Source organism: Marinimicrobium sp. UBA4209 (genome assembly GCF_002381585.1).
Taxonomy (GTDB): Bacteria; Pseudomonadota; Gammaproteobacteria; order Pseudomonadales; family Cellvibrionaceae; genus Marinimicrobium; species Marinimicrobium koreense.
Map to the genome: position 1 here is coordinate 1 of NZ_DFTP01000018.1, position 8,489 is coordinate 8,489.

6 protein-coding genes are annotated in these 8,489 nt (G+C 60.5%); all 6 read right to left on the minus strand.

Annotated elements, in window-relative coordinates:
• Positions 1-72 precede the first annotated feature (72 nt).
• The 6 genes from B3187_RS03055 to B3187_RS03080 all read right to left on the minus strand — a co-directional run bounded on the left by B3187_RS03055 (position 73) and on the right by B3187_RS03080 (position 8,072).
• A complete protein-coding gene (locus B3187_RS03055) occupies positions 73-771 on the minus strand; it encodes an SPOR domain-containing protein (protein WP_123639573.1) in 699 nt (232 codons plus the stop codon).
• 38 nt (positions 772-809) lie between these two features.
• Positions 810-1,556 (minus strand): type III pantothenate kinase, encoded by a 747-nt coding sequence (locus tag B3187_RS03060; RefSeq protein WP_286804534.1) that lies wholly within the window; start codon positions 1,554-1,556, stop codon positions 810-812.
• Complete coding sequence (gene birA, locus B3187_RS03065; protein ID WP_286804535.1) at positions 1,553-2,551, minus strand: bifunctional biotin--[acetyl-CoA-carboxylase] ligase/biotin operon repressor BirA; 999 nt, start codon at positions 2,549-2,551, stop codon at positions 1,553-1,555. The genes B3187_RS03060 and birA overlap by 4 nt, the downstream gene beginning before the upstream one ends.
• Complete coding sequence (gene alr / locus B3187_RS03070) at positions 2,548-3,660, minus strand: alanine racemase (RefSeq protein WP_286804536.1); 1,113 nt, start codon at positions 3,658-3,660, stop codon at positions 2,548-2,550. The genes birA and alr overlap by 4 nt, the downstream gene beginning before the upstream one ends.
• A gap of 107 nt (positions 3,661-3,767) precedes the next feature.
• Complete coding sequence (locus B3187_RS03075; RefSeq protein ID WP_286804537.1) at positions 3,768-7,127, minus strand: DUF7133 domain-containing protein; 3,360 nt, start codon at positions 7,125-7,127, stop codon at positions 3,768-3,770.
• A 156-nt stretch (positions 7,128-7,283) separates the two neighbouring features.
• On the minus strand, positions 7,284-8,072 hold the full coding sequence (locus B3187_RS03080) for a 3-keto-disaccharide hydrolase (RefSeq protein ID WP_286804538.1): 789 nt from the start codon (positions 8,070-8,072) through the stop codon (positions 7,284-7,286).
• Positions 8,073-8,489 lie beyond the last annotated feature (417 nt).

An 8,489-nucleotide genomic window follows, 5' to 3' on the forward strand; every position in this document is an offset into this window, starting at 1 on the left:
CTACCAACTGAGCTACGCCAGCACTCGAACCTGACCACGTCTCAACGTGGAGGCGGGATTCTAGAGAAACTTTTACTCAGAAGCAACACCTGGGCACAAATTTTGTCTTCGCTCCAGCGTGGGATACTCCGCCAGCAACTCCTCCCACAGCCGATCCGACAGCGCCCGAGCCTGCAAAGCCGGCATTACAAGCCAGATTTCCCTGTGCGTTCGCTCCACTTCGCGGATCTTGGCGTCATAACCGAGCGCCTGGAGCTCATCCCGGCGCGCTTCCGCGAGAGCCCGGCGACTGAACATGCCGAACGAGATGCCGTTGGCGAGCTCTCCCCGGGGAATCACGTAGCTGTCGATCTGCTTGGCCTGGAGCTCATGGAGGCGCCGTAACGCCTCCCTCTGGGACAATTCCGGCGCCAGATGCACCCAGTACCCACGCCCGTCAGACACCTCGATATTCTGCGACTCGGCCGTCACATCCAGCGCCCTCAGACGCTGACCAATGGAGTCAGCATCGCCATGCTCAGTAAAGGGGCCCACCAGGACACACAGGGGCAAGGCGTCCGACACGGAGCCCTGATCCTGATCACTCTGCGAATGCCCGGCAAGCGGCAACTCGCCAGACGCCTCGGACAGAAGCTGGAGAGACGGGGCAGAAGGGGGAACCACAGGCGCCTCTCCGCTGCCCGAGGGCCCAGAGGTCGGTATTACCCCAAACTGATGAAGTGCCAGCAATAACACATTGACCAGCACCAAGACCGCGAGTATTGCCCGCATATAACTGCTCTACCCTGAAATGAACCAATCCGGATTGCTTAGGCGCCGGTCTCAGCGCGGTACGCCACCGCCAGACCGTCCAGTACAATCTCCTGCCACAAGCATGCCTGCGAAAAGTGGGTACCGATAAGCCCGGCGTCACCGCCGGCCACAATCAACCGGGAGGATCTCTCAAGCTGCTGACAGGCATTCTGGACAAACCCGACCACCATCGCAGACAGTGCGGCCTCGACGGCTCCTTCGGTATTGTTCGCCGGCGCAAGCTGGAGCCTCTCCGGCGGCCCCTGCAGACTTCGAACCCGGGCCGTTCCCACATCCAGAGCCCGGCGCATCGTCTGCCACCCGGGGGCAATATAGCCTCCCCGGTGAACACCCCGCTCATCCAGCAGATCCGCGGTAAGCGCGGTGCCGGCCTGAACAATCACGGCCGCCTCCCGGGACACCTGGCGCGCCGCCAAAAGAGCGAGCCAACGATCGACCCCCAGGCGCCCGGGCCGTGAGTAAGCACTCACTACGCCCGCACACTCGGCCAGCGAACGCGCAAACCAGGGGGTAAGCCGCCACTGGGACTGCGCCCACTGCACCAGCCGGGCTTCATCCGCCGCCGGACGCACCGATGCCACTCTCACCGTGTCCGGCACGACACCGGCAGGCAAGGCATCTTGCACCGAGCTGCTCACAGTCTCGAGGTCCTTACCCGCGTCGGCGCCGGCGGCCAGCGTACCGGATTCGCCCTGCAGGCGCCATTTAATCCGGCTGTTTCCCCAATCAATTTCCAGAATCATGACGCAGCTCTCATCGACAACTCGCCCCCGTGGCACAGAACGCGCTCGCCGTCCTGCTCGAGCAGCAATGCACCACTGACATCCACCCCTCGGGCAATCCCTTCCTGCGCTCGAGCGCCGGAGCTGACCACAACTCGGCGCCCCGCAAACGCATCGCGAGCGAGCCACGCCTCGCGCCAGGCGGCAAAGCCTTCGCGATGGTAACCGGACAGCAGTGCCACCAGGGCATCAATCAGCCGGGCCGCCAGCACGTTGCGCCCAGGAACCGGACAGCGCTCAGACGCGCACACGGTTTCCAGGTCGGCCCAGGGCTGCTCGATGTCGCGGGCGGGCTGGTCGGGCATCGCCAGGTTCAGACCGACTCCGACCACCACCTGGCAGGCGCCGGCCGGATCCCCCGTCATTTCCAGCAGCACACCCGCGAGCTTGCGTTGCTGCCACAGCAGGTCATTGGGCCACTTCAAGCCGACCGCCCCAACCCCTTCTGACTCGAGCACCTGGCACATTGCCACACCAACCGCGAGGCTGAGCCCCTCCAACTGAGCCGCACCGCCCTCAAACCCCCAACTGAGCGACAGATAGAGGTTGCGCGCGAACGGGCTGACCCAGGTACGCCCTCTACGCCCGCGACCGGCCGTCTGTTGTTCCGCCAAGCAGACATAGCCGCCCTGACCAAGGGCGGCTCGCTGCATGGCTTGCGAGTTGGTGGAGTCGGTGACCGACAGAACCTCCAGCTCGGTGAGCTGAGCGCGCGTCTGATCACCCAGCTGTTCCCAGAGACGATCCGGCTCCAGCAGCTCCAGACCTCCCAAGAGCCGGTAACCCCGGCCCCGCACCGATTCCAGTTCGATCCCCAACTCGCTCAGCTTCTGCAGCTGCTTCCACACCGCCGCGCGGCTGATACCAAGCCGTTGTCCCAACTCATCCCCGGAGTGGTAATGGCCACTGGAAAGCGTGTGCAGCAGTCGGGACAGGGTCGCTTCATCACGACTCATTGCGCCACCTCTCGATAAACGCGACGGTAGCGCCCGGCCAGGCTGGTAAGCACTTCGTAACCCAGCGCACCAATGCGGCGGGATACATCGGCCACCCGCAACCGATGGTCAAGGACGGTGATCCAGGTGTTTTCGGGCGATTCGGGGGGCGCCGCTTCCGTAATGTCGAAAATGGTCGTGTCCATGGAGATTCGTCCGACCACCGGAACGCGCGTATTCCCCAGATAACCTACCCCGCCCTCTCGACCGATGGTGCGATTGAGTCCATCGGCATAGCCCCCGGCCACCACCGCCAGGCGCCGCCCGGCGGGCAGGCGGGTCTCGCCTCCATAGCCAATACTCGCCGGGTGGCTCAGTTCTCGTACCTGAAGGACCGGCAGATCCAACTTCACCACCGCTTCCATGGCAGGCTCACCATCGGCCACGGGGTCAAAGCCATACAGAGACGCCCCCGGACGCGCGAGATCAAAGTGCCAGTCGGCTCCCAGGAAAATACCCGATGAGTTGGCCAGACTGCAGCGGATACCCGGCAACAAGCGTCGAGCACTTTGCGCCACAGCCACAAACCGTTGTTGCTGCTCTCTGTTCATGGGGTGATCGGGCTCGTCGGCACAGGCGAGGTGACTCATGACCAGGACCGAATGACAGCCGGCAAGCAATTCGGGCTTCGCCACACAGTCACGCCAGTCTTCCTGACTGAGCCCCATCCGCGTCATACCGGTGTCCACTTTGATCACCGAGGGAGAGGCAACATCCAGCGCCCGACAGACTGATGCCCAACGGTCCATGGCCGCCCGGCTGTAAAGCACCGGTATCAGCCCCGCGTTTATGCACTCCTCTTCCTCGCCGGGGCGGACGCCGCCGAGAATATAGAGGACGGCATCGTCCGGAAGAAAGCTGCGGGCAGTCAACGCTTCCTCCAGGGTGGCCAGGAAAAATTCCTGGCAGCCCGCCCGATAAAGCGTCTGGCCCACCGGTTCCGCGCCAAGCCCGTAGGCATCGGCCTTGATCACCGCGGCCGGCCTTTGCTCAAGGACGGAACACAGTGTGTTCCAGTTGGCCCGCAGGGCCGAGAGGTCAATCGTGAGGGTGCCGGTCGCGGTACTCATAGAACAGGTGTCCATCAGGCTGGTCGATGGAGGCATCTAAGCAAACCTGACGGGGAAAATCCAGATGAAGACGATAATTACATCCATCCCTGGATGCTCCATCATCTTCAGGGGGCGAAGCGATGCAATGTATAAAACGCACTCATCGGCACACCGCCATGATCCCGCGTCAACACGTCGGACTCGAGCGTGAAGTGGTACACCCGAGCCGTTTGTTGTGGATGCACGTTCGGCACCTCTGTCGACTCCAACTCCAACGTCACCGCCGTGCGGTCGTCACTTAGCGTAAGGCCGGCGATCGCTTCGTCACGCTGGCCCAATTGCTCTGAACCGTAATCCGGTGCATCCCGATAAGTCCAGGAACTCAGCGCGAGCGCATCTGCCAGCGCCTGAGGGGTCAGGGTTTCCGGCAGTGCCCGGGTGAACTGCAGAGTAAAGCCATCTTCGGTGACTGTTATCTGCTTCAACGCCAGCGGAGGCTGCTCACCCTGCCAACTCACACGTTGCAAGGCGGCCACATGACCACCCTTCGCCTGCCAGCCACGCCCGGTTTGCCCCAGCAGCAGACTGCCATCGGGCAGAAAAACCGGACGCATTGCCCCGGACGCCAGATCCCGGGCAAACGGCATTGCCGCTCCCTGCACCGTTCCATCCGGCAAGGTTTCCAGCGCGACCCGGAACAGATTGGATTGTGTCTGGTCACCGATCAGTATCTGTTCAGAGAATGGGCCAAAGCGCCCCTGGGTGGTATCCCAGACCGGGTGCCCCGGAGAGTTCGCCAACAGGTTCTGGGGCATCAAGAGCCGTTCCGGTTCGCGATGGTCCCGCACTCGCGACCAGGCTATGCCCTGTGAGCCCGGCGTCATCCCCGGCAGATCAACCAACCCGGACGGATGCCCATAGAAGGCATTTTTCTTCAGCATGAAAAGCTTCGAGGTGCCCACAAACTCGCCCTGGTTCTCGGTAAACCAGACCTGATCATCCGGCCCCAAGGCCCAACCGGCCGCACTGCGCAGACCACTGGCCCAGGGCGTGGCCTCACCGTCGGGGGTCACTCTGAACGCCCAGCCACTGAAGCCTCCCTGAGAGCCCATATAGAGGCCATCGGCTTTGTAGACCGCCTCGTCGGTATGAGCCAGATTCAGCCCCAGATAATAAGCACCATCGGCGCCTTTCACCGGCCCGTGCAGATAGGTGTGGTAGTTACTGTGATAACCGAACCCATCGAACAACGTTTGGTAGTGATCTGCGCGCCCGTCACCGTTGGTGTCCCGAATCCTGGTCAACTCGGCTTTCTGGCCAACCACCAGATCCAGACCCGCCTTGTCTTCAATCACGACGCCCAGGCTATCGAAAAGACCTTCGGCAAACAGGTGCCACTCATCATCGATCAATCGCCAGATCCCCGCGTTTCGGGTCGACACCACAACCGTCCCATTGTCAGCCACGGCGATCCCCAAGGGCTCAAACAGGAGATCTCGACCGTAGTTGTCTTTGGGGGGCAGATAGTCTTCGATGGCGTAGCCGTCCAGAAGGTCCGCCTGCGAGGGCACCACTTTCAGCGGCTGACGTACATGGTCAAACGACTTGGACGTCGGTCGCCAGGGGTTGTCAGACAGTGCCAGTTGTCCCTGCAGGCGCACCGGCAATTCGCTCCCCTCAGGAATAACCCACTGACCCTCGGTAATTGAACCTTCAGAGACCGAGATATCCGTGACGAGCTCCGTTGCCAGCTGCAGGCGCTGCTCGGAGTTCAGGGTCCCATCAACCTCCAGCGTCAGAACACCCTGGGCGCTGATGTCCATGGTCATTCCAAAGCGATTGTCACCGACGGATACCTCAAACGTGGGAGCCGCCTCCGCTTGTCGGGAGTCTCGCCGGTAACCGTGAAAACGGGCATCGACTTCCGCGAGCAGATCAAAGTGGTCCTTCTCACTGTACAGCGCAGCCCGCACCCGCTCGTGATCCTGGAAGACCGATTCCTTGAATGAAAAGTCGACCGGCGTTCCGTCCGGTTGAAGGGGTGCGAACAACGTATTGGTCGCCCCCAGACCAATCTCCCGGCTGTCATACCCCATACGCAAACCGCCTCCGCCGCGATTGCGCAATTCACCTCCCATATCCAGGAAACCACCCTGCCAGAGCTTGACCACACCCAGCACTCTGGGGTCAAAGCTGTAGTTCACACCATTGGGCAGCCCAACATGTATGGCTCGTCCGGACGTGCCAGGCATGGGTCCCCGCTGGATCTGGACTTCATCCAGAACCAGACGCTGCAATCCATCAGTGAGTGGATCATAGACCTCCGGCCCACCCTCTTCGACCAGTTGAACGACCGGCCCCTGGGTTGCCAGCGGATTGAGTGTTTTGAGATAGGCCCCGATCGCACCCAGATCACCGTCGCTCAAGGTATCGGTCGAGTAAGCCGGCATGATCGGCTGATAAACTTGACCCGAGTTTGAACCTGATTCGGCGATTGCCAACTCGGCATCCGGTTGACGGATACTGCGGTGCAGGTAACTCCGATCCGCTTTCAGAGTGAACCGGGTGTCTCCCTCCCCCTGCTTGACTTCCCGATCACGAGGGGTCCGTTGGAACAATCCATAGAGGTTGGGGCCGGCACGTACCGATTTTTCGCCGTCGGTGACGGCATGACATGAGGTGCAGCCCAGCGCTTTGAATGCCTTCTCGCCCTTGGCCACAAAATCTTCCAGCTGCCCCAGGTTGGACTCGCCGCCCGTTTCAGAGGGCAGCTCGACCGCACTGAAATCGGCGTGCGCCAAGGACACCTGGCGCAGCGCCACCGGTCCCTGATGAACGTGCACCATCAAAGGCCCCGATGTTGTCTCCCAGGGGTTAATCGAACCTCGGGTAAACCCGGTAAGCAGCGTACGCTTCTGAACGATCTGGTTATTGATGCGAACCTCAAGCAACATGGCGGGCTCTACTTTCTGCCCCGCCTCATTGTAGCGAGGGGCGCGAAACTGTATTTCCACGGGAAGCCATTGACCAACAGTGTCACCTACCGAGCGCAAGGGCGGCACACCATCAAACTCCGGGGGAGTCCGATTTTCATTCCATCGCGGCGCAAGGGCACCCATACTGTCGGTCTTCAAGGCCTCCGTCTGCTCGGATCCGGTCAGCACCACTTCATAGCGCCCCTGCAGATAAACACCCGCGCGGGCTTGCTCGGCCAGTAGGACTTCAAACGTCAGAACGGAGTCTCCCAGAGACTCTTCCGACAAGAGCCTTATGTCCTCCGCGCCACTGTCGAGAAAGAGCGTCTCAGGTTTGCCCTCTCCAACCACAGGCTCTAACCGCCCGTCCTGATACAGAACATCATGAACCTGCTCCCAGGGTGCCTCGGGCGTCAGCACTGACGCCTGCACTCCAATGACGAACAGGGAGAGCACGCCTGCCGACACCACCCAAAAGGATTGACCGAACCTCTTTATTATTTTCAGCATAGTTTTACCTCTGAACAGAATGGCGCTGCGCCGTGCCTAACGTTATCGTTTTGTGTTGAGTTGACTAAAAAAAACCCGGCTGTCGCGTTCAGCCGGGTCTTGCGTCGCGATCCCTCGCCGATGAAAAAAGGCAGGCAATCCTGCCTCCTGGGAGTATTACAGTTCGCGAACCCAGATATTCCGGAAACTGACCGCCGCGTCGTGGTCTTGCAGGAAAATGGGAGCACAGCCGTGCGCTTCATCGTAGCTCGGCTCGCCGATCCACTCAGTCGCGCCCTGAATCTCGAAGTGGTTCTGTACCACGACACCATTGTGCAGCACGGTCACGTAGGCAGGCTCTTCCAGCGCACCACTGTCATCAAAGCGCGGGGCCTGATAAATAATGTCGTACTCCTGCCACTGGCCACGCGGACGGGTCGCGTTCACCAAGGGAATGGACTGCTTGTAAACCGATGCAGCCTGGCCGTTGGGATAGGTTTCATTGTCATGGGAATCGAGCACCTGAATCTCATAGCGCTCCTGCAGGAACACACCGCTGTTGCCTCGATCCTGACCATCCATCCCTTCAATATCGGTTGGAGAACGCCATTCAATATGAAGCTGCACGTCACAGAATTCCCGCTTGGTCCGGATACCACCCTGACGACGGGCCACGGTCATCGCATCACCGTCCAGATTCCAGGTCGGCTCTCCACCGTTCTCCCCGACCCACGCGTCCAGGTCGCTACCATCAAACAGAACAATTGCATCGGACGGGACACCGTCCTGGGGCACTTCCACCATCGGAGGAACCGGCTCCCAGACTTCTGTCTTCTGGGCCTGCTGCCAGGGTTCAAGTTCTTCCTCTGCCGCGGTTTCATTGGTCTCGGCGCTGCAAGACAGCGTCACAATACTGCCAAATACCACTGCGCTCAGGGTTTTCAAAGAATGGGGTAATTGCTGCATCTTTATGACTCTCTTTTATTGAGCTCCGGGCCTGCCATTCAGCACTGGACCAACTTGACCGAATACCTCACATTGGAGCGAACAGCCGATCAGACCGGAGGTTGGTTTTATAGCATATAAAAAACGTTTTATCTAGTAAAACTACCCACAGGTTCGGGCCACGGTAGTGTACCAACTCTGCGAAAAGTAACCAGTGTTAGGAAAGCGAAACGGGTGGGTTTGTCGGTTGGGGAGAGTGTGGGAGAGTTTGTCGGTTTACGGCCTGAGGCCTAAACCGACCTACGGGAAGGCAAAGACGATGAGTTAGAACAAGGCGCACCCGCAATGGCCGCAGGCCGAGCGAATCGGCGAGGTCCGAAGGACGAGCCGAGGCACAGCCCCACCCGCTGGAGGGGAGCTTGAGTCGGAGGCAGGATG

Coding starts and splice junctions, on each gene's coding strand:
- B3187_RS03075 (WP_286804537.1), bottom strand. CDS start 7,127: ATGCTGAAAATAATAAAGAGGTTCGGTCAATCCTTTTGGGTGGTGTCG.
- B3187_RS03080 (WP_286804538.1), bottom strand. CDS start 8,072: ATGCAGCAATTACCCCATTCTTTGAAAACCCTGAGCGCAGTGGTATTT.
- birA (WP_286804535.1), bottom strand. CDS start 2,551: ATGAGTCGTGATGAAGCGACCCTGTCCCGACTGCTGCACACGCTTTCC.
- B3187_RS03055 (WP_123639573.1), bottom strand. CDS start 771: ATGCGGGCAATACTCGCGGTCTTGGTGCTGGTCAATGTGTTATTGCTG.
- alr (WP_286804536.1), bottom strand. CDS start 3,660: ATGAGTACCGCGACCGGCACCCTCACGATTGACCTCTCGGCCCTGCGG.
- B3187_RS03060 (WP_286804534.1), bottom strand. CDS start 1,556: ATGATTCTGGAAATTGATTGGGGAAACAGCCGGATTAAATGGCGCCTG.